General features: G+C 69.2%; 29 protein-coding genes and 1 tRNA gene. 20 read left to right on the forward strand and 10 right to left on the reverse strand.

The genetic code is table 11. The features are described from left to right. Positions 1–20: 20 nt before the first annotated feature. The 3 genes from H4Q84_RS06290 to H4Q84_RS06300 are packed head-to-tail and all read right to left on the reverse strand — an operon-like array spanning position 21 to position 4669. Entirely contained in the window at positions 21–1676 is a 1656-nt protein-coding gene (locus tag H4Q84_RS06290; RefSeq protein WP_248582546.1) for a GTPase, read from the reverse strand. A 39-nt stretch (positions 1677–1715) separates the two neighbouring features. Next, complete coding sequence (locus H4Q84_RS06295) at positions 1716–3539, reverse strand: dynamin family protein (RefSeq protein WP_248582547.1); 1824 nt, start codon at positions 3537–3539, stop codon at positions 1716–1718. Beyond that, positions 3536–4669 (reverse strand): PrsW family intramembrane metalloprotease, encoded by a 1134-nt coding sequence (locus H4Q84_RS06300; RefSeq protein ID WP_248582548.1) that lies wholly within the window; start codon positions 4667–4669, stop codon positions 3536–3538. Before H4Q84_RS06300 ends, H4Q84_RS06295 begins: the two co-directional genes overlap by 4 nt. Before the next feature lie 60 nt (positions 4670–4729). Here H4Q84_RS06300 and H4Q84_RS06305 point away from each other — a divergent pair, with 60 nt between their 5' ends. Continuing rightward, positions 4730–6148: an aminopeptidase P family protein gene (locus H4Q84_RS06305; RefSeq protein WP_248582549.1), complete on the forward strand. Its 1419-nt coding sequence runs from the start codon at positions 4730–4732 to the stop codon at positions 6146–6148. A 7-nt stretch (positions 6149–6155) separates the two neighbouring features. Beyond that, the gene (gene rlmC, locus H4Q84_RS06310; protein WP_248582550.1) at positions 6156–7313 is read left to right on the forward strand and encodes a 23S rRNA (uracil(747)-C(5))-methyltransferase RlmC; all 1158 of its coding nucleotides are present in this window, start codon (positions 6156–6158) and stop codon (positions 7311–7313) included. Here rlmC and H4Q84_RS06315 read toward each other — a convergent pair. Together H4Q84_RS06315 and H4Q84_RS06320 are read right to left on the reverse strand one after the other, a co-directional pair. After that, on the reverse strand, positions 7283–8173 hold the full coding sequence (locus H4Q84_RS06315) for a hypothetical protein (protein ID WP_248582551.1): 891 nt from the start codon (positions 8171–8173) through the stop codon (positions 7283–7285). The genes rlmC and H4Q84_RS06315 overlap by 31 nt on opposite strands. Continuing rightward, the gene (locus H4Q84_RS06320; RefSeq protein ID WP_248582552.1) at positions 8170–8508 is read right to left on the reverse strand and encodes an HIT domain-containing protein; all 339 of its coding nucleotides are present in this window, start codon (positions 8506–8508) and stop codon (positions 8170–8172) included. Before H4Q84_RS06320 ends, H4Q84_RS06315 begins: the two co-directional genes overlap by 4 nt. A gap of 43 nt (positions 8509–8551) precedes the next feature. Here H4Q84_RS06320 and H4Q84_RS06325 point away from each other — a divergent pair, with 43 nt between their 5' ends. From H4Q84_RS06325 to H4Q84_RS06340, 4 genes are all read left to right on the forward strand, one after another. Beyond that, on the forward strand, positions 8552–8809 hold the full coding sequence (locus tag H4Q84_RS06325; protein WP_248582553.1) for a hypothetical protein: 258 nt from the start codon (positions 8552–8554) through the stop codon (positions 8807–8809). 9 nt (positions 8810–8818) lie between these two features. Then, on the forward strand, positions 8819–9418 hold the full coding sequence (locus H4Q84_RS06330; protein WP_248582554.1) for a hypothetical protein: 600 nt from the start codon (positions 8819–8821) through the stop codon (positions 9416–9418). Positions 9419–9448: 30 nt separating this feature from the next. Continuing rightward, complete coding sequence (locus H4Q84_RS06335; RefSeq protein ID WP_248582555.1) at positions 9449–9733, forward strand: hypothetical protein; 285 nt, start codon at positions 9449–9451, stop codon at positions 9731–9733. A 79-nt stretch (positions 9734–9812) separates the two neighbouring features. Then, a tRNA-Arg gene (locus tag H4Q84_RS06340) sits at positions 9813–9889 on the forward strand. Positions 9890–9910: 21 nt separating this feature from the next. Here the strand turns inward: H4Q84_RS06340 and H4Q84_RS06345 are convergent. The 5 genes from H4Q84_RS06345 to H4Q84_RS06365 all read right to left on the reverse strand — a co-directional run bounded on the left by H4Q84_RS06345 (position 9911) and on the right by H4Q84_RS06365 (position 12798). Next, positions 9911–11038 carry a site-specific integrase gene (locus H4Q84_RS06345; RefSeq protein ID WP_248582556.1) on the reverse strand — a complete coding sequence of 376 codons (1128 nt, stop codon included), beginning with the start codon at positions 11036–11038 and terminating at the stop codon, positions 9911–9913. A 23-nt stretch (positions 11039–11061) separates the two neighbouring features. After that, positions 11062–11514 carry a hypothetical protein gene (locus tag H4Q84_RS06350; RefSeq protein WP_248582557.1) on the reverse strand — a complete coding sequence of 151 codons (453 nt, stop codon included), beginning with the start codon at positions 11512–11514 and terminating at the stop codon, positions 11062–11064. Between the two features lie 80 nt (positions 11515–11594). Next, a complete protein-coding gene (locus tag H4Q84_RS06355; RefSeq protein ID WP_248582558.1) occupies positions 11595–11963 on the reverse strand; it encodes a hypothetical protein in 369 nt (122 codons plus the stop codon). Beyond that, entirely contained in the window at positions 11960–12424 is a 465-nt protein-coding gene (locus H4Q84_RS06360; protein WP_248582559.1) for an ImmA/IrrE family metallo-endopeptidase, read from the reverse strand. Before H4Q84_RS06360 ends, H4Q84_RS06355 begins: the two co-directional genes overlap by 4 nt. After that, complete coding sequence (locus tag H4Q84_RS06365; protein WP_248582560.1) at positions 12391–12798, reverse strand: hypothetical protein; 408 nt, start codon at positions 12796–12798, stop codon at positions 12391–12393. Before H4Q84_RS06365 ends, H4Q84_RS06360 begins: the two co-directional genes overlap by 34 nt. A gap of 214 nt (positions 12799–13012) precedes the next feature. Between H4Q84_RS06365 and H4Q84_RS06370 the strand changes: the two genes are divergently transcribed. The 14 genes from H4Q84_RS06370 to H4Q84_RS23125 all read left to right on the forward strand — a co-directional run bounded on the left by H4Q84_RS06370 (position 13013) and on the right by H4Q84_RS23125 (position 19678). Then, on the forward strand, positions 13013–13264 hold the full coding sequence (locus tag H4Q84_RS06370) for a helix-turn-helix transcriptional regulator (RefSeq protein ID WP_248582561.1): 252 nt from the start codon (positions 13013–13015) through the stop codon (positions 13262–13264). Then, the gene (locus H4Q84_RS06375; RefSeq protein ID WP_248582562.1) at positions 13261–13470 is read left to right on the forward strand and encodes a helix-turn-helix domain-containing protein; all 210 of its coding nucleotides are present in this window, start codon (positions 13261–13263) and stop codon (positions 13468–13470) included. The genes H4Q84_RS06370 and H4Q84_RS06375 overlap by 4 nt, the downstream gene beginning before the upstream one ends. A gap of 74 nt (positions 13471–13544) precedes the next feature. Then, positions 13545–13868 (forward strand): hypothetical protein, encoded by a 324-nt coding sequence (locus H4Q84_RS06380; RefSeq protein WP_248582563.1) that lies wholly within the window; start codon positions 13545–13547, stop codon positions 13866–13868. Continuing rightward, positions 13838–14245: a hypothetical protein gene (locus H4Q84_RS06385; protein WP_248582564.1), complete on the forward strand. Its 408-nt coding sequence runs from the start codon at positions 13838–13840 to the stop codon at positions 14243–14245. Before H4Q84_RS06380 ends, H4Q84_RS06385 begins: the two co-directional genes overlap by 31 nt. Further along, the gene (locus H4Q84_RS06390) at positions 14242–14622 is read left to right on the forward strand and encodes a hypothetical protein (RefSeq protein ID WP_248582565.1); all 381 of its coding nucleotides are present in this window, start codon (positions 14242–14244) and stop codon (positions 14620–14622) included. Before H4Q84_RS06385 ends, H4Q84_RS06390 begins: the two co-directional genes overlap by 4 nt. Beyond that, on the forward strand, positions 14619–14936 hold the full coding sequence (locus tag H4Q84_RS06395; protein ID WP_248582566.1) for a hypothetical protein: 318 nt from the start codon (positions 14619–14621) through the stop codon (positions 14934–14936). The genes H4Q84_RS06390 and H4Q84_RS06395 overlap by 4 nt, the downstream gene beginning before the upstream one ends. Continuing rightward, positions 14936–15118 (forward strand): hypothetical protein, encoded by a 183-nt coding sequence (locus H4Q84_RS06400; protein WP_248582567.1) that lies wholly within the window; start codon positions 14936–14938, stop codon positions 15116–15118. Before H4Q84_RS06395 ends, H4Q84_RS06400 begins: the two co-directional genes overlap by 1 nt. After that, complete coding sequence (locus tag H4Q84_RS06405) at positions 15115–16143, forward strand: hypothetical protein (RefSeq protein WP_248582568.1); 1029 nt, start codon at positions 15115–15117, stop codon at positions 16141–16143. Before H4Q84_RS06400 ends, H4Q84_RS06405 begins: the two co-directional genes overlap by 4 nt. A gap of 71 nt (positions 16144–16214) precedes the next feature. Further along, positions 16215–16415, forward strand: coding sequence for a hypothetical protein (locus H4Q84_RS06410; RefSeq protein WP_248582569.1), 201 nt, complete (start codon positions 16215–16217; stop codon positions 16413–16415). 2 nt (positions 16416–16417) lie between these two features. Then, the gene (locus H4Q84_RS06415) at positions 16418–17548 is read left to right on the forward strand and encodes a hypothetical protein (protein WP_248582570.1); all 1131 of its coding nucleotides are present in this window, start codon (positions 16418–16420) and stop codon (positions 17546–17548) included. Next, positions 17545–18417 (forward strand): hypothetical protein, encoded by an 873-nt coding sequence (locus H4Q84_RS06420; RefSeq protein ID WP_248582571.1) that lies wholly within the window; start codon positions 17545–17547, stop codon positions 18415–18417. The genes H4Q84_RS06415 and H4Q84_RS06420 overlap by 4 nt, the downstream gene beginning before the upstream one ends. Next, entirely contained in the window at positions 18414–19295 is an 882-nt protein-coding gene (locus tag H4Q84_RS06425; protein ID WP_248582572.1) for an exonuclease domain-containing protein, read from the forward strand. Before H4Q84_RS06420 ends, H4Q84_RS06425 begins: the two co-directional genes overlap by 4 nt. Continuing rightward, on the forward strand, positions 19292–19552 hold the full coding sequence (locus tag H4Q84_RS06430; protein WP_248582573.1) for a hypothetical protein: 261 nt from the start codon (positions 19292–19294) through the stop codon (positions 19550–19552). Before H4Q84_RS06425 ends, H4Q84_RS06430 begins: the two co-directional genes overlap by 4 nt. After that, positions 19553–19678: a hypothetical protein gene (locus tag H4Q84_RS23125; RefSeq protein ID WP_282580316.1), complete on the forward strand. Its 126-nt coding sequence runs from the start codon at positions 19553–19555 to the stop codon at positions 19676–19678. It begins immediately after the preceding gene. The last annotated feature ends 81 nt before the right edge of the window (positions 19679–19759 follow it).

Genomic DNA, 19759 nt, shown 5'->3' on the forward strand with positions numbered 1-19759 from the left:
GGTTTGCGGCCCGCTACGGCTCAGCGCAGGGCTGCGTCGAGCCCGGAGCGCGCCGAGGAGTACGCCGCGAGCTCGGCCTCGACCGGCTCCACGACCAGCTCGCGGGAGACCTCCGAGATCGCTCCGCGCAGCTGCTTGTCTGCGGCTCGCGCGCGCCCGCGTGCGGTGAGCCCCACGAGCACCCGGCACAGCAGTGCCAGCAGCACACCGGCCAGCACTCCGCCGAGGAGCAACAACGCCGGCACCGCCAAACCGGCCACCTCAGGTGTCGGCACGTCGTTGATCTGCAGGTAGGCGCCGAACGCCAGCAGACCGAGCCAGACCGCGCCCACCACAGCAGTGATGATGAGCAGCCACTGCAGCACGCGCACCAGGCCGGCCCAGATCGGGATCCTGGTCGCGCCCAGGTCGGAGCCGGCGAGAGCTTTGTCGAGGCGGTCGCCGAGGTCGTCGAGGCGGGTGGTCGACGCGCGGCGTACGGCGCTCGCCCACGGCCGTGCGAGACCCTCGGACACCTGGTCGGCCAGCGCGCGCACCTCGGTGTCGACGCGGGCACGCTGCACCTGGGTAGCCTGTGGCATCGACGTGCGGGCCGTGCCGGTGAGCGCCTTGCCGGCGCTGCCGAGGTCGAGATGCAGTCGCTTGAGCGGGTCGGGCTTGAGCCTGGAGAGCCACGACGTGACCGGCCAGCCGGTGGCCCGGTTGGCGCGCAGACGGGTGGAGTCCTCGACGGCCTTCACCACCGTCGGCACACCTGCCGCCTCGGCGAAGGCGTCGTCGAGCGCGGTTACGCGATCCTTGGCGAGGCGGCGCACCTTGCCCTCGCCGGTGGCTTCCTGCAGCTTCGTGGCCGCAGCCTTGATGTCGGCCTCGAGCCGCTGGCGGGTGGCCTTCTTGGCCGCGACCCGCTTGGCGATCTCGGTGCGGAGCTCGTCGACGCCCCAGCCCTCGCGGGCGCTCACGCCCAGCACCGGCACACCGGCAAGGCCGTCGGCGGCGAGCAGGCGACGTACGTCGTCGAGCATCGCCTCACGGCGACCCTCGGGCACCACGTCAATCTGGTTGAGCACGACCAGCACCACCTCCTGGTGGTTGGCCAGCGGCTTGAGGTAGCGGTCGTGGACCGCGGCGTCGGCGTACTTCTGCGGGTCGAGCACCCACACGAGCGTGTCGGCCAGCTGGACGAGCCGGTCGACCTCGAGGTGGTGCGACACCTCGGTCGAGTCGTGGTCGGGCAGGTCGAGCAGGACGACGCCCTGGAGCATCTTGTCCTCGCGGCCACTGGAGAGCAGCGAGTCGCGGGTCACCTGGTGACGCGCGGGGATGCCGAGCCACTCGAGGAGCTCGGAGGCTCCCTCGCTCCCCCAGACACACGCACTCGCCCACGACGTGGTGGGACGACGTACGCCGACGGCCGAGAGCTCGAGCTCGGTCAGCGCGTTGAAGGTCGACGACTTTCCGGAGCCGGTGGCACCGGCGATCGCCACGACGGTGTGGTCGGCGGAGAGCCGCAGGCGGCTGGCTGCCCGGTCGGCGACGACATGCGCTTCCTCGACGACCTGGTGGTCGACGCGACCCCGTGAGGCCGTGACGGCCTGCTCGAGTCCGGTGATGCGCGTCCCGATGTCGGAACTGCGAGTCACCAGCTTTTTGGCTCCCTCGAGCACGGAGGTCATGGTCTCCCTCGGCGGCAGTCCGGTAATGGCTGGACCAGCCTATTGGTCCGGGCTCGATCCTCCCGATTCCTGGTCGACCGAAAGGACATTTGTTGGCTCCTTGCGCTGGGCCGCGAAGCGCAGGTCGTCGACCCGGCGCGAGGCCTGCCGCAGCGCTTCGGGGGCTTCGGGCGACACCGGGAGTCCGTCGAGGAGGTCGAGGTAGCGGCGCCGTTCGGACTCCAGAAGGTCGCGGACGCGGACTTCGAGATCCTTGCGGGCGCGCTCGGCGAGGGTGCGCACGGCCTGGTCGCCGAAGACCGCCTCCAACAGCTTCTGACCGAGCACCGCGGAGCCACCGGCGATGCCGGCCTCGGCGCCCGTCACTCCCGCTGTGTGCGCGAAGACGACGACCATCAGGGCCACCGACAGCCCGTTGACGCCGAAGGCCAGGAACCGAGCGGTGGAGCGCTTGTCGGCACCTTCGCTGCGTACCATGTCGAGGACCCCGGACTGCCAGTCACGGACCGTGCGCTCGGCCCTGCGGCGGAAGTCGCGGGAGGCCCGACCGAGGTCCTCACCGGCGTCGGAGAGGAGAGCCTGCCCGGAGGCCATCGACTGCCACGAACCCTCAGCTCGCTCGGCCGCGGCCTCGGCGTGCTCGAGGATCAGCGTCTCCAGGCCGGACTCCACAGCCACGGTCACCCGCTCGGCCTGCTGCGGCTTGCCGCGTACGGCGTTCACGATGCGGTCGCGGATCCAGCCGACCCGGTTCTCGAGCGACTTCAACAGCTCGCCCGTGCCGACGAACTCCTGCCAGCGGGCCAGCACCTCGCCGCGCAGCAGCGTGCCGTCGGCGGATGCCGCAACGATCTCGGCGATGCTCGCGTCGTAGGCCTTGTTGGCGTCCTCGCGCAGCCGTCGTACGGCATCGACCTGCTCGGTTGCAGCGTCCGCCACCGGGTGGGTACGACGCGTGAGATTGCGGATCGCGCCGTCGAGGGTCTGCTTGACGACCGCCGTGCGGGCCTCGGCATCGGCCGCGAGCGACTCGAGCCAGCCGCGGATGTCGGAGACGGAAGCGGCGGGCAGCAGGCCCTCGGCGTTGACGCCCCCCTCGGTGACGGTGAACAGCGGGGAGTCCTTGAGACCACGGCTGGCGAGCATCCGGGCCAGATGGGTGGAGACGGTCTCGACGGCGTCGGGCGGCGTGCGGTCGAGCACGATCGCGACAGCGGCGGAGCGTTCGGCGGCCCGGCGCAGGAATTCCCACGGCACCTGGTCGGCGTAGCGCGCGGCGGAGGTGACGAACAGCCACAGGTCGGCGGCCGCGAGCAGCTGGGCGGCCAGGGTGCGGTTGCGCTCCTCGACCGAGTCGATGTCGGGTGCGTCGAGGATCGCGAGGCCGGCCGGGATCTCGTCGGAGGCGACCAGCTGGAGCGCCTCGGGGTCGTTGGTCGACCGGGTCACCCGCTCGAGATCGGGCAGCAACCGGTCCTGGCCGAACCAGTGAGCATCGGCGGGGTTGTGCACCAGCACGGGCGAACGCGTCGTGGGGCGGAGCACGCCCGGCTCGGTCACCCGGCGACCGACGAGCGAGTTGACGAGCGTCGACTTGCCGGCGCCGGTCGAGCCGCCGACCACGGCCAGCATCGGCGCCTCGATGGTCATCAGTCGCGGGATGACGTAGTCCTCGAGCTGGTCGACCATCTCGCGCTGCGACTGCCGCTGCTCCTCGACCCCCGGGATCTCCAGCGGCAGGCCGATCTCCTGCAGGGAGCCGCGCAGCCGGACGAGCGCCGTCAGCATGCGGTTGCTGGCGGCGTCACCGTCCTGCGCGTCGGTTGCCCCGCGTCTTGCGCCGTGGCGAGGGGTGTCGCTCATCGGGTGGGTACCACCTGTCCAGGGAAGGAGATATAGGGACGAACGGCACCCAGCCGGTCGACGTACTGCTGTCCGCGCACCTCGAAGTCGGGCGGCGGCGTACCTCGAAGGTACCGATGATGCAGGAAGCCCAGCTCCACCGCGGCTTGCTGATAGTCGCGCATCGCGCGCTCGCCGGCCTCACCGCCGACCTCGCGGGCGTGCGCGCGGCCCGCGCGGCGGGCGCCGAGACCGACCAGCCAGGGGATGTCGGTCGCAGGCAGCAGGCCACGGCGGGCAGCGTCGTTCAGAGCTGCGGTGAGCATGACCTGCTCGGACCGCCGTCGCCACACGGCGAACAGCATCAGCGCGACGAAGGCCGGTGCCATCAGGGTGAGATAGACACTCGCGAAGTTGTCGATGCCGCCGAGGGTTGCGGAATTCCACAGGCCGTGCGCGAGCACGGCGACGGCGTAACCCGTCAGCGGGAAGAGCCATCGGCCGAGGCCGGTGCGGCTGGAGACCGCGAGACCGACACCGATTCCGGTGAACGCGGTGAAGAGCGGGTGCGCAAACGGACTCACCAGGCAGCGCACGACGAAGGTGCCGGTGAGCGCCTCGGTGCCGCCCGGGCCGATGCCGTCGGTGCCGTTGTAGGCCGCGGCGAGATAGAGGATGTTCTCGGTGAAGGCGAAGCCGACGCCGACCAGGCCGGCATAGACGATGCCGTCGAGGACGCCGTCGAGCTCGTGCCGGCGCCACCACAGGAGAAGGAAGAGGAAGAGGCCCTTGGTCGCCTCCTCGGTCACCGGCGCGACGACCGCGAGCATGCTCATGTCGTCGAAGCCACCCAGCCAGCCGCCGACGCCCTGCAACACCAGCGCGGCGGCGGTCGCGACGACGGCCCCCCACACCAGGCCGGCGATGAGCAGACTGCGCGGCTCGGGTTCGTAGCGGTCGAGCCACAGGAAGCAGCCGACCAGCGGACCCACCGGAAGCGCGGCAAGGGCGGTCGCCAGCAGGAGCGACCCGGGAGCCCCCGACAGGGCGATGACGAGGCCCATCGCGAGGGCTCCGGCGAGCGAGAGCACCGTGACGACGACGGTGAAGGCAACTCCGTCTCGACGGGTCTCTCGACGGTACGCGACCATGGGCGGCAGCCTATCCGAGCAGCTCGGAGCCGACCCCATGCACGGCGTAGAGTGCGGTCTGTGACCGACCAGACACCACAGGCCGCAAGCGAATCCACCAGCGAGACCGGGGCACCCGTCACTGACGAGCTGCACACCGAGTCGCACGATCCGGCGGTGCCCGCGGCGTACGCCGCCTTCATGCGCACCGGCTGGGGCGAGCGCGAGCTCGACCTGCCACCGCACCCCGTCACGTCGTACGCCGAAGCGCGACGCGCCAGGCTCGCCGAGGCGTTCCCCGGCGAGCGGCTCGTGCTGCCGTCGGGCACGTTCAAGATGCGCTCCAACGACACCGACTACCGCTTCCGGTCCGACACCGCGCACACCTACTACAGCGGCAACCAGACGAGCGATGCCGTGCTCGTGATCTATGGAGACGCTGCTGGCGAGGCCATTTTGTATGCCCGGCCGCGCTCGTCGCGAGAGACCGACGAGTTCTTCCGCGACCGGCAGTACGGCGAGCTGTGGGCCGGCCGACGCCCGTCGGTCAAGGAGATGTCCGACTCGCTCGGCATCGAGGTGCGCCACGTCGACGACCTGCCGTCCTTCGACGACGACCGCAAGACCCGCGACATCACCACCGACGACGAGTTGGCCCGGGTGGCCTCCGAGATGCGACTGGTCAAGGACGAGTGGGAGGTCGCCGAGCTGCAAGAGGCGTGCGACATCACCACCCTCGGCTTCGAGGACTCCGTGCGTGAGTGGGACCGCGTCCTCGAGTTCGGCGAGCGCTGGCTGGAGGGCACCTTCTTCCGCCGGGCCCGCGCCATGGGCAACGACATCGGCTACGACTCCATCGTCGGGGGCGGCAAGCACGCCACCACGCTGCACTGGATCGACAACACCGGACCCATCACGCCCGGCGAGCTGGTGCTGCTCGATATGGGCGTCGAGGGCAACAACCTCTACACCGCCGACGTCACGCGCACCCTCCCGGTCGACGGCACGTTCACCCAGGTGCAGCGCGACCTCTACGACCTGGTCTACAAGGCGCAGCAGGCCGGCATCGAAGCCGTCCGTCCGGGCGTGCCGTTCCTCGCCGCCCACAACGCCGCGATGGAGGTGCTCGCGCACGGGCTCGACGACATGGGCCTGCTGCCCATCTCTGCCGAGGCAGCCCTGGATCCCGAGAAGAAGATCTACGCGCGCTGGACCCTCCACGGCACCTCACACATGCTCGGCATGGACGTGCACGACTGCGGCCGGGCGTCCGCCGACGTCTACCCCAAGGGCGACCTCACCGAGGGCATGATGCTGACGGTCGAGCCGGGTCTGTACTTCCAGGAGGACGACCTGCTCGTGCCCGAGGAGCTGCGTGGCATCGGCATCCGCATCGAGGACGACATCCTCGTGACGGCCGACGGCTACCGAAATCTCTCCGCGTCGCTGCCCCGCACGTCGGCCGAGGTCGAGGAGTGGATGGGCCGCCTCCGCGGCTGACCAGTCCATGGAGTGCCACCACTACGACGCCTTCCGGTGTCGCTCCTGCACCCTGCTCGAGATCGGGTACGACGACCAGGTGCGCGACAAGGAACTGCACTGTCGCTCGCTCGTCGCCTCCCCCGGGCTGACGTGGCTGCCGGCGGTGACCGGCCCGGAGTCGGCGTTCCGCAACAAGGCCAAGATGGTCGTGGCGGGCACCGTCGACGCACCGACGATCGGGATCCTCGACCCGTCGGGTGACGGCGTCGACCTGCGCGACTGCGGGCTGCACTCCCCCGGGCTCCAGGCCGTGCTGCCGGTGCTCGCGACGTTCGTCGCGACGGCCCGGCTGGCGCCGTACGACATCGGGACGAGGCAGGGCGAGCTCAAGCACCTGCTGGTGACGGAGGCGCCGTCGGGTGAGCTGATGGTGCGGTTCGTGCTGCGGTCGCAGGAGCCGGTGACCCGGATCCGCAAGCACCTGCCGGTCCTGCTCGACGAGCTGCCGCAGGTCTGCGTGGTGTCGGTGAACCTGCAGCCGGAGCACAAGGCGGTGCTGGAGGGCGAGCGCGAGATCGTGCTGACGCCGGCCGAGACGCTGACGATGCGGGTCGGCGACCTCGATCTCCACCTGCAGCCGCAGTCGTTCTTCCAGACCAACACGGTGGTGGCCACGTCGCTCTACCAGCAGGCAGCTTCGTGGGTCTCCGACCTGGCGCCTGCCTCGCTCTGGGACCTCTACTGCGGAGTCGGTGGCTTCGCGCTGCACTGCGGCTCTCCTGAGGAGCCGAGGGACGAGGCGTCTCGAAGGGCTGCGCCGGGCCGGGAGGTGACCGGCATCGAGGTGAGTACGTCGGCCGTCGAGTCCGCGGCGCTCACGGCCGCCGAGTCGGGGCTCACCGGAGTCACGTTCGTCGCTGCTGACGCCACGGCGTACGCGGTGGGTTCGTCGGCCGCGCCGGAGCTGGTCATCGTGAACCCACCACGCCGCGGCATCGGGCCCGAGCTCGCGACGTGGCTCGAGGCATCAGACGTGCGGCACGTCGTCTACTCGAGCTGCAACGCCGAGTCGCTCGCTCGGGACCTCGCACTGATGCCGTCACTGCGGCCGGTCGAGGCGGTGCTCCTCGACATGTTCCCGCAGACGCGGCACTACGAAGTGATGATGCTGCTCTCGCGCTGACCGCGCCGGGCACGGACCGCGACCAGCACCGTCGGCGCCACGAGAGCTGCGAGGACCAGGGTCCACACCGTGCCGCTTCCCGCGATCGATCCGACGGTGGTGACGGCCGGGCCGAGGGCGTCCCCGAGGACCGACCCGGCCGGGGTCAGCGCCAGGGCCGCCCCGAGCAGCGACCCCGAGATGACTGCCATGACCGTCCGACCGCGTCGTCTGGCGATGGCGATGCAGATCAGGGCGGCGATGACTGCGGGCACCGCGGCGACCACCGCAGCACCGAGCGTGAGCCTACGGACGGACTCGAGGCCGGAGGTGATGTCCTCGTCCATCGGGCCGACCCCGTCGACCTCAGGACTCGTGGCACCGGTGGCGAGCTGCTCCAGCACGGCTGCTGCGTCCCCCGTCGCGGCGGACTGCTCGGCTGGGTCGTTCAGCTGGTCACTCACCACCGCGAGGAACGGTCGTGCGTCGAGGGTGCCGTCGACCACCCGAAGGTCGATGAGCGATCGCTCGACCTCGGCCGAGGCGAGTACGTCGTCCAGCGTGCGCACGAGCTGTTGCCTCTCGGCCGGCTGGAGGTCTCGCTCCAGCTTCTCCTCGACGTCGGACACCAGCGACTCGGCCGCCTCGTCGCGCAGCTGCGGCACCGCCAACGCCACCGCCGCGACCCGGCCAGGGTGGTCGGGCGACGTCACGTGCACGGCAGCCACCACCAGCAGCCAGCTGACAGACAGCAGGGCCACCGCGATCAGGCCGATCAGTCCGGCCAAACCGGTGCGAACCCAGTCCACACCGCTCGTCCCACCGCTGCCCGGGCGCCACCGGTCGTCCACCGCTCCCGGATGCCCGGGGTCGTGGCTCACGCGTCCCGCTTCGGCCCGGCGTGCACATGCACGTGCAGGTGCTTGGAGTCCTGGTAGCGGCCGAGGTTCGTGAGGACCGCCGCCTCGCCGTACTCCTCCTCGACCTCCCGTGCCACCCGCAGCACCACCTCGAACAGCTCACGCGCCACCACCTCGTCGTCCTGGGTGATCGTGGTGAAGGACCCGATGTGGCGCTTGGGTACGACGACCACGTGATGGCGCCAGTGCGGCCGGGTGTGGTGGAAGGCGAGCACCTCGTGGGACTCGTGGACAACGTCGAGCTTCTGCGTGCGCGGGATCGCCACGTCGCAGTAGAAGTCGGTGCCGGCATACATGGCAGTCACGCTAACCGTCGTCGACCGCTCGAGAGGCTGAAACGTGCGCTCGCTGTTCAGCCCGAGCCCCAGCCAGGTCGTGATCCACCTCGGCGTCGTCCCGATCCGTGCCTACGCATCCGGGCGGATGTGGATCGAGAACATCAGGATCGATCCCGTCCGCTTCGACGACATCTTCGGGTTGCGGCTCATCGTGTGGGTCTCGATGGCGGCCATCGCGATCGCCGGGGTCTGCCTCTGGCGCCTGCGCCGCAAGTACGGGGCAGAGGACGATGCGTTGTACCGGCACGCCGCCAGCTAGGTTCAGGCCGTGGATGAAGTTGCCTGGATCGAAGCCCGCACGCTCGACACCGAGACCGCCCGGGAGACGTGGGCACTGGCCGCCCGACACATCCTGTCGGACACCGCGGCCGACTACCACGCGGTGATCACCGTCGCCGAGCTTGCCGAGGCCGTGCAGCAACGCACCCGCATCCGCAACCGCCAGGCGGCCGGACTGTGGCTCGGCGACGTGCTGTACCGGGTCGCGAGGGCGTGCCAACAGCGCCGCGAGCCGCTGCTCGGCGCGCTCTGTGTCGGCCCCGGCGGACAGATGAGCGACTGGTACGCCGACACCGTGGCCACGGTCCGCGGTGACACGGTCACCGACCCGGAGCAGCACGCGGCGGAGGAGCGGCTCGACTGCTACCGCGTGCACGGGGCCGAGCTGCCGCCCGGCGGTGGAGAGCCGGCGCTTCCACCTCGAGCCCAACCAGTACGCCGAGCGGCCGGCACGAGCCGTCCCAGGAGCCCAGCCGCACCGGCAACCCGTCGCACGACGGCACGCAAGCCCGAACCGGCACCGGCTCCCCTCTGCCCGACCTGCTTCATGGTGCTGCCATCGACCGGGATCTGCGACAACTGCGACTGAGCTCGTGGAATCGCGGGCTACTCTCGGGACATGTCCACGGTGTGGGTGGTAGGCCCGGCGGCCGTCGTACTTCTCGTTCTCGCGCTCTGGGCCGGGCACCGGACCCTGACCTCGCCGCGTGCTCGAACCGGCGGGGTGAGGGACGCGATGGGAAACTTCATCGACGTCTTCGACCCGGCGCGCTCCCGGGCCGACCTCGACCTCGAGAGCAGGAAGAACCAGGGAGCGCTGCTCCCCTCACCGGACGACGACGACCGCCCGATGTGGACAGTCGACCTCCACCGCAACCGGATCACGATCCCGCGACACCGCTAGGGCTTCAGTGCCGTACCCAGGTGTCACGGGGTGGCACCTGCGTAACGCACTCCGTGATCCGTCACAATGGTCGCGCCCAGCCCCCGTAGCTCAGCTGGATAGAGCAGCGGCCTTCTAATCCGCCGGTCGGTGGTTCGAATCCACCCGGGGGCACCACATCTCACCTGCAACGACGTGTCACGCGCCCGGCAGATCGATCACCACGTGGGGCAGATCTGGGGCAGGGAGCGCCGCGAGGACCTTCTCGCGGGGAGTCTCGGCCAGGTGCGAGTACCGCTGCGTGGTGATCGGCGAGATGTGCCCGAGCAGCCTCCCGATCTCGGCCAGCGACACCCCCGCCTGGATCAGCCACGACGCGTAGGTGTGCCGCAGATCGTGGATCCGACAGTGCCCAACACCGGAGCGCCGCACCGCCGGCTGCCACACCCGTTCGGCCCAGTTGGAGTTCCGCATCACGCTGCCCTGTGACGACGTGAGGAGCAGCCCTGAGCGACATGCCTGCCCGTCGCGGTGGAGCAGTCCGCACGCCCCCGGGTCCGGGTCAAGCAGCCCCTCGACTTCGTCGACAAGCCATGTCGGCAACGGGACGCTGCGGATGCGCCGGCCCTTGGGGTAGGCCTTGATGGTGCCCGGCTTCTCCTCGAACGTCTCGACCACTCGTGCGACTTCGCGGCCGTGCTCGTAGCGGTGCCGGTGGAGACCGGCCATCTCGCCCCAACGCATCCCGGTGTTCACCAGCCAGTCCGCGATCAGCTGGTCGAGGTCGGTGGGGAGCTGAGCTCGGACGGCGGAGTACTCCTCCCGGGTGAGGAACCGCTCGACAGCCACGGCTGCTGGCGGCAGCTTGATCCGGGCCGCGGGGTTGGTGGGGATGATCTCGGCGTCGACGGCGGCCGAGAGCGACACTGAGAACAGGCGTACGACATGGGTGATGACGCCCGGGCCGACTCCGCGCGACCGCAGCGCGGTGATCCAGGCGTTGACGTCGTGCCGGCGGATGGTCCCGAGGGGCACGGTCCCCCAACGGGGCTCGAGATAGTTGCGGCGTCGCCCCTCGTCGGTGAGCCGGGTCTGCTCTTCGACCTGTCGGGTCGGCCACCACTCCTCACACCAGTCTCCCCACGGACGCCGCCCAGCGTCGGGGTCGGCGACCATCGAGCGACGCGCAGCTTCCTCGGCCGCGCCGGCGGCCCGTTCCGCACGAGCCTTGTGCGTGAACGTCTCGTCGAGAGTGCGGGCTTTGCCGTACGCGTCGCGGTAGCGGCCGCGGTAACGACCTGACTGCAGACGCTCAGCCCACGCCACGACTCACCCCGACACCTTGTACGTCATCCGAGCGACACCTCGAGGGACTCGGCATCCTCGAGCTTGAACGTGACCTCGCCGCGGCTCGCCACCTCGACGGTGTAGATCTCACCGTCAATCGGGACGTCATCAACCGCGATCGCGAAGTCACACGTCCAAAGCAACGTTTCCTTGACGTTGTCGGACACCCGGCCAGGGCCGAGCGAGCCAAGGCCAATCCGTTCGCCACCGCTGTTCCTGATCACTACGGATGCTCTCCCGGACACGTCGCTATACCCGTCCTCCCCCCAGCACAATTCATCACGTTTGCCGCGGAACTCGTAGTTGATCCCGCTGTGATCAATGAGCCGCATCGTGCCGCGGACGAAGAACGTCTCGGGCTCCTTGGGCTCCGCTTTCGACTGCGGTTCGCCACCGCAACCAGACAGCACCCCAAGCGCTAGGACCACGCCTCCGACCGTGATGATGTGCTTCATCCCTGCCCCTCCAATCGTTGCCTCAACCAGCCCACGCTCTGCCGCGTGCAGGTGCTCCAGCAGGTGCCGGGCCGTAGCGCTCACGGCTTGTACGAGGGGTCGTCGTTGTAGACCACGTAAACGGCATCCGTGATGGTCAGCGTGCCTTCGATCTGGCATGTCGAGGCAATGTCGGACTGAAAACGCTCGATCAGGCTGTCTGGTGGCAGGCCTTCGCCGCCGTCGATCTTGTTGCGCGCGGACGTCAACATGTCGGCCGCCGCAGCGAAGTGTTGCTGGCCGGTCATTTCGTCGGCCCAATCGTCGCAGGTCGTTTCGCTATAGGCGCGTGGCCAGGTCTGCTCGTACTTGCCTACATCGGTGCCGCCTTGGTTTCCGTCGCTTCCGCAGCCTGACAGTGCCACCACCGACATGGTCGCCACCGCGGCGCTCGTCAATCTGATCTTCATGCGCTTGCCTCCAAGTTAGAAACGGCGCGACGTAGGTATCCGCGCTCGGTGGCGTGTAGATGCGTCTCTCGAACCTTGAGCAGCTCCACGTCGACGTCGAGCTCGCCCGCGATCTCGTGATAGTCGCGGGTCCAGCACAGGGCATCCGCAAGCGCAGGTAGCGAGATCAGCCGCCGGGCGGCCATCTGGTTGGCCTCGACCTCGTGCTGACGGTTGAAGAACCGCGCGGTCTCATGACAGTGGCCGAGGTCGAGGTGCGCCACCGCGTGCGCCAACGAGCTCCGCTTGCTGGCCCAATCCTGGTGCGAGGCGATCAGGATCACCCGGCGCCGGCGACACAACACCTCGGGGATCCCGTGGCTGAGTGGCCGGTGCCGGATGACCCAGTCGGGGTACCGCTCGGCAGCGTCACGACCAGGGTCGTACGTCACCGCTCGCGCGACGCCTTCTCGATCTGCCATTCGATGAACCCCCGTGATTCAGCCTTGACTCGTTCCCACTCCGCATCCGACAGGTTGTCGGGGCGGCGGTACAACAGCTCGTTGTCCTCGGGATCATGGGTGTCCCCACCGACATTCTCGGGTTGGTTCACATCCGGGTCGGGCGCATCGGCGCCATCGGCGATCGCCGTAAGAGTTCCGGCCGGCCAGGAGAGCGCCTTTTCGATGCGTCCCTGGGTTTTGAACTTCGGCCACCGGTTCCCGTTGAGGAAGTCGCCGATTGTTCCTGGGTCCGAGCCTGTCTGACGTACTAACCAGGCGGTGTTCGCTTCACGGTGAGCAAGCCACCTTGCTACCGCCCGGCTAGCTCGCCGCTGTGTTTCGGTTTGCGCCACTTGGTGGTCCTCGTTGGTTGCTCATGGCTGAACTGTTTCCGGAAAACACAGGGAACATCAACCCCCAGGAATCCGTACACCGAGGCACTTGATCGGGAATACCGCCCTGTAACTACGGACTCATGTGGGGCTTTGACCTGCGGAAACGTGATCTTCTGCATCAACTTCCCTGTTTCCCTTGACACGTTCCCCAGTGTTCCTTATCGTCTTCCGTATGAACCCGAAGATCATCTCCCCGGAGCAGCTGGCCGAGCGCCAGCGCGTCGGAGCGACCCTCCGCACCATCCGGACCACGAGGGGTTGGAAGCTCGGAGACTTCGCCACCGAGATCGACATCTCGTACGCCTACCTCTCCAACATCGAGGCGGGCCGGAAACCCCTTCCGGACCACATCCTCGCCCGCGCCGCTCGCCTGCTCGACGTCGAGCAGATCGCGATCAAGCACCCCGCCCAGGCCGTGGCATGAAGGCGAACCAGATCTGGCTGACGACTCGGCAGGCCGGTGAGCGCGCCGATCGGCACCCGGAGACGGTGCGTCGAGCCTGCGAGGCCGGCGACCTGCACGGCGGTCAGACCGTTCCCGGCCGCTCGTCCTGGCGGATCCACATCGACTGCCTCGACGCCTGGGTCCTCGGCCAGCCGTGTCCCCACGTCGCCGCGAAGGCGTCCTGAACCACCCCGAAATAGCCGGCGCCCCGGCCCACCGACAAGCGAGACCGAGGCGCACGAACTGAAAGGAGTCTCCCATGTCGGAGACGAACAGCACCACCAGCGCTGCACCGCCCAAAGCGATCCACATCGCCAACACGGCGGACGGCTCATACGACGTGCGGAAGCCGCTGCCCTACCCGTACCACGTCGAGGCTGACGGCTCGATCGCCCGCCAGGACTACTGGCGCGGGCAGCCCGCCCGACTTGCCGGGTTCCAGCGGCAGGCAGACGTACAGCACGTCGACGTGCTCGCCGAGACATGGCTGGCCGATCCCGACCTCGACGTCGTCGGCATGTTCCCCGTGTTCATCGATGAGGACGGATCCATGTGGAACTCGACAACGCCGGTGTCGGCATGATCGCCACGACGGTCCCGGCCGGCCACACGTGGGTCGCGCTCTATGCGGTCATCGACCACGCCACCACCCACCAGCTGCCCGTGCCGTTCAGCATCGACCCGGGCACCTACGACCAGCCGATCCGGATGCCGTTGCCGCCGCACACGTTCGCCGCCTGGGCCGCAACCCTGGTCATCGACGAGACCGAGCAGGAGTCCATCACCGGGGGCAAGCTCGCCGAACTGTTCGGGCCGGTCATCCGGTGGACCGCACACGGTCGGCTTCCCGGTGTCGGTGTGCGGGTGGAGATCTCGGGTCTGATGCTCGCGAACCGTCAGCCGGTCCTCACCGCTGTTGAGGCGTGCGACGCCGACGCCGCTGAGCAGGTGTCGGCATGAGGCGCACTGTGTGGCACCAGCTGCGCTGGAAGCTCGCCGTCGGCCTGATCGCGGCCGCGTACGTCGTGACCCTGATCGGCATGCAGGCCGCGGTCCCGGCGCCCGACAACGGTGTCGGTGTCGACCTCTCCAACATGCCGACCCTGGCCCGCCCGCTGACCACCGGCTCCCCTGCCGCACTCGTGGTCGAACACGGTTGCTGGACCAGGGCTGAGGGTCCGCCGGCCGACATGGTCGGGGTGCTCCCGGGCCACTCTGTGGTGACGCTCCCGAACGGCGACACCGTCTACGTGGGTGCTGACCTCACCGGGGCCGCACTCGAGCAGGAGATCAACGGCGTCGACAACGGCCTGATCGTGCGGGGGTTCTGCCGATGATCACCGTGCTGATCCTCGTGGCCTGCGTGCTGGGCACGTTCGCTGTCGCCCCCGTCGTACGCCGGCGCCTGACCGGCCCGGTGTTCACCCTGGACGAGATCTCCGAGGAGATCTCCTACGAGCTCCCGCTGGACGCCCCGATCCCGTACACGCTGTCCGACACGGGTGTGGCTCTTGCCTGGTCGCAGGCTGCTGCACCCCGCCGCTACTGGGCCGACGAGCACGCCGACGACGTGCAGGAGCCGGACGGTGAGGTCTTCGACTTCGACGCCGACCTCTACTACGGCGACCTCGACGACGAGCGGGGTGCCTGATGATCCCCTGCGGACCACGACACACCCAACGCCACGACGACGCGTACGAGCGTGGGTACGACCCCCACCCCGACGACGTCGCTCCGGCCACCATCCCGCTCAACGCGGAGTGGCAGGCCTACCTCGACGCCTCGCTCGCCCAGGTCAAGACGCTCCGCAAGATCGCAGGGAGTGCGTCATGAGCGACCCGAGCCAGATGGAGCTGACCGGCCCGCTGATGATCGACGGCGACAACGTCCCGCCGGTCGAGGGCCGCGTCATGGACCACAAGGCCCAGCCCAGGAAGAAGGACAAGGGCCCGATCCCCGCCCGTCAGGGCAACGGCTACTACGCCGACCACAGCACCGGCGACCGGCTGCGCTCGGTCACCACCATCCTCGGCGGCGGCGTCCCCAAGCCGGCCCTCATGTTCTGGGCCGCGCAGCAGTGCACCGACTCCGCGATCGACAACCTCCCCGCACTCGTCGTTGCGTCACGGCACCCCGAGCAGCTCGCCGAGCTCCGCTCGTGGGTCCTGCGGGCGCACACCAGGAAGAAGGACGAGCGCGCCGAGGTCGGCTCGCTGGTCCACAAGGTCGTTGAGTCCCGGCTCCTCGGCACGCAGCTGCCCGAGTCGATCAAGGTCGGTGAGACCGAGTGGGCGATCGACGGGCCTGAGCTCGCACCGTTCTTGGCGAACTTCCTGCGGTTCGAGGCCGAGTGGGACCCGGTGTGGACCGCCTCGGAGATGGTCGTGGCCAACCCCGTGGACGGGTACGCCGGGACCTTGGACTTCACCCTCGCCGGCCTGGGCCTCATCGGTGACTCGCTGCGTGCCGCTGGGTTTGTGGTGCCGCCGAAGGTCGACCTGATGGGTGACACGAAGACCGGTGGCGAGTGGGACCGCATCACCTCGGCTGGCCACGTCCACGGGGTGTACCCCGAGGCCGGGCTGCAGATGTCGGCCTACCGGAAGGCCACCAAGGCCTGGTTGCGTGACGGGTCGGTCGTCGATATGCCGGTGACCGCTGAGGTCGGTGTCGTGCTGCACCTGCGGCCGGAGGGCTACCGGATCTACCCGGCACGGTGCGGAGACCTGCAGTACCGGTACTTCCGGCACGCGCAGATGGTCGACGAGTGGTCGTCCCGGATGGCATCAGCCAAGGCCGATCACCCGGTCATCGGCCGGCCGCTGCAGGTGCCTGTCGCGGCTGAGGCGGTGGCGTGATGGCCGTGATCTGGGAAGAGCCGCCCGCCACAAGGAGAAGCCGCGGACGTAACCCCAAACACGCCGACGCCATGGCAGCCCTGATCACTCGGTCCGGGGAGTGGGCGCGCATCGACGCCGTGTCCTCGCGAAACACCGCAGCCGCCATGGTCTCGCGCATCAACCGGTCACTCAACGGGTGGTCCGGTCACGACTGGGAAGGCCGCTACGCCGAGCAGGCGGACGGTTCCTGGTTCATCTACGTCCGGCACATCGCAACGAAAGAAGCGTGACCATGTCACCGATCCTTGATCTCCAGAAGCGCGCTCGCGAGCTCGGCCGGATCCGCCTCGGCCAGAAGTCCGCCAACGGCGCACCCCAGAAGCTCGACCGCTTCCGCTTCACCGGACACTCCCAGGCACTCCTCACGAAGATCGCCGAGCTCTACGGCGGCGAAGCCCGCCAGTGGACCCCCGCCGGCGGCACCCAGCAGTGGGAGGTCATCTCCGACACCGCACGAGTGCCGATCATGGTGCCCCCGCAGCCCGTGTCCCAGTGGTACGAGTTCTGGACTCGCGCCGGGTGCCAGCACCGGTGCGACGGCCGCACCAACGTGCTGACCGACGAGCCGTGCGACCCCGAGGACCCCAAGCACCTCGAGGCCATCAAGAAGCCCACCACCCGCCTCAACGTCGTACTCCGCGACGTCGAAGGCATCGGTGTCTGGCGCGTCGAGACCCATGGGTTCAACGCAGCGATCGAGCTCCCCGACGTAGCCGAGTTCCTCGCGGCCGCCGGCGGCTACGTCAACGGGTGGCTCTCCCTCGAGCAGCGCACCTCGATCGACAACACAGGCGACAAGCCGCTGACCCGCCACTACATGGTGCCGATCATCGAGGTCGACGTGACCCCTGCGCAACTGATGGCCGGCCACGGTCGTGTCGCTGCCCCTGCGCTCGCCGGCGGCCCCGTGGCCGAGACCCCCGCGCTGGCCGCTGCTGGGCCGGACTATGTCGCCCTGGCCGCCGACCTCGAGACCGCGGACGAGATCCGCAGCCTGTGGATCCGTGCGAACGAAGCCGGCCACATGACCCAGGGACTCTCGGACCATCTGGCCAAGCGGGCCGAGGAGATCAAGGTCGCGGCACAGCAGCCGGTGGCGAGTCCCCCGGCCGCTGCTCCTGCGGCTGCGGCTGTGCCGGACGCTGACGGGATCGTTGACGCCCAGCTCGTCGACCCGCCCACGGGCGAGGACGAGGACGCGATCTGGCAGCGCATCGTCTCCGAGGCGGGCAAGCGCGGGATGTCGCTGCCCGACCTGCAGGACCACTTCGCGTCCCTGATGGGCGGGGTCACCTCCGACTCGGCGTCCGCGGCCGAGCTGACCCACTACCTCGGTCTCCTCACCGGCGAGGTGGCGGCATGAGCTACGACTACGACTGGTGTGGCCACGACGGCTGCGGCGCCCCCATAGAGCGGTGGTCCCGCGAGTGGAAGCACCGCAAGTTCGAGCTCGACACCGACCACAAGGCCGTCCCCCAGCAGCCCGTCGGACCCGTCGAAGAGGGCCTTCACATGCGGGCCACTCGGTACGCGGAGGCGCTCGTCGTTGCTGCGGCCGCGGACGAGCGGATCACAGCGCTGACCGAGCTGCTGGTGCAGCACGAGTTCTACCGGACCCAGGCCGAGCAGGCACTGTCGATGGTGCAGGAGGACCCCCAGTTCGGCACCGTGTGGGCGCCCACCGGCCCCGAACCTGACGAGGGTGTGTCGGCGCTGCTGTGCCTCACCACCGGCATGGTCTACCGCCGCCGGCAGTACGGCACCGGCTGGCAGCGCGCCGAGCACAACCCGTCCACTGCCACCGGCTACGAGTGGCCCATTCAGGACGCCGGCCCGTTCATTGCATGGAGGGACTCCTATGGGTTCGACGCTGTACTGCGGCAGGCACGTAAGGACGAGACCGAGTTCGACGCCCTCCACCGCAAGCTCTACGGCGAGCCCGGCTACCACGGCGAGAGGGGCACCTGGGGTGGCCGGCCACCGTTGGCTGAGGCCATCGACCGCATTCTGATGGCCCGTAGCACCAAGTGGGCCGAGCAGAACGATCGCGCACTGGCCGCCGAGCGCAAGTTGGCCCAGCTGCGCCGATCCCTTGAGTATCTCGAGCCCGACGACACCCAGCAGTGGCCAGCGACCCAGGACGGCGACGACGAGCTGCGCGACGTGGCCGTGATCGACCTGCAGCGCGTGCACGACCTGCTCGACAGGCCGGAGCATGGCGGTGCCTCGTGACCGCCGTGAAGTGGCACGAGGGCCCCATGGTCGCCCTCGACACCGAGACAACGGGGATCGACCCCTTCGAGGCGCGCATCGTCACCGCCGCCATCGTCCACACCCGCCCCGGTCAGCGACCGACCACCATCCAGTGGCTCATCGACCCCGGCACCGACATCCCCCAGGAGGCCTCGGACGTCCACGGCTGGACCACCGACAGGCTACGAGAACGACTCCGCGGCCGTGACGCCCTCCGCCTCACCGGACGCAACGAGATGCCGCTGTCCCGGAAGGGCGCGATCTCCGAGATCGCAGCCCAGGCGTGGACCGCGATGGAGGCCGAGGCCCCGCTGGTGGTGCATAACGCCGCCTACGACCTCACGCTCCTGGAGACCGAGCTCGGCCGCCAGAGCCTCCAGCCGCTGTCTGACAGGCGTGGTGGGATCCGCGGCGTCATCGACCCGATGGTCCTGGAGAAGCAGTTCGATGTGTTCCGCAAGAGCTGCTACAAGGCACCGGGCTGCGACGCCGATGCCAAGCTCCACGAGTGCGGTGGCTGCCGAGGCGGCCGGGTGCAGTGCGGGGGCTGCGGAGTTACGGACCGGACGCTGACGAGTCTCTGCAAGCACTATGGCGTCGTACTCCCGGGTGCGCACTCGGCTGATGCCGACGCGATTGCCGCGATCCGCCTTGCGGGGAAGCTCGCTGCGGCGTGGCCCGACACCGCGCGTCTCAAGCTGGCCACCCTGCACAAGCATCAGGTGACTTGGCGCGCCGAGCAGTCGGACGGCCTGCGCGACTTCTGGAAGCGCAAGCGGGACGAGCGGTGGCGTGAGGTCGACTCCGGGTGGCCACTGAACAGCCGCGCCACTACCAGCGAGCGGGGTGCGGCATGAGCACGGTGTGGCAGGAGAACGCTGCCCGGTTCGCATCCACGCCGGTGTCGTCGATCGACATGGAGCGCCGGTCGGCCGTACGTCGGGCGGTCGAGCTGCTCGCTGAGCGTCCGTCGCGGCGCGGGTACGCCCTGTTCGTCCTGGTGCGGTCGGTGGAGCGGCAGGCCCGCATCGCCGGCGCCGGGTCGATCCCGATCGAACCGTTGTGTGCATGCGGTGAGCGTTGCCTGCACGGCCGCGGGAGTGGTGCCCGATGAGTGTCCGTCGAGGAGCCCTACGACGTGCTCGAAGTCGAGCTCGTCGAGGGCCAGATCGAGCGAGTCGAAGTCGTCAGCGTCGATCACTTGCGCGCCGCTCTCGTCGTCAACGAGGCCAGCTCATGACCCGCCGTGACCGCGCCCTCTACGTGCTGGGTGTCGTGCTGGCCGCGTCCACCTTCCTGACCGTGCTCGCCCTCTTCACGA

The organism is Nocardioides sp. InS609-2 (assembly GCF_023208195.1).
Lineage (GTDB): Bacteria > Actinomycetota > Actinomycetes > Propionibacteriales > Nocardioidaceae > Nocardioides.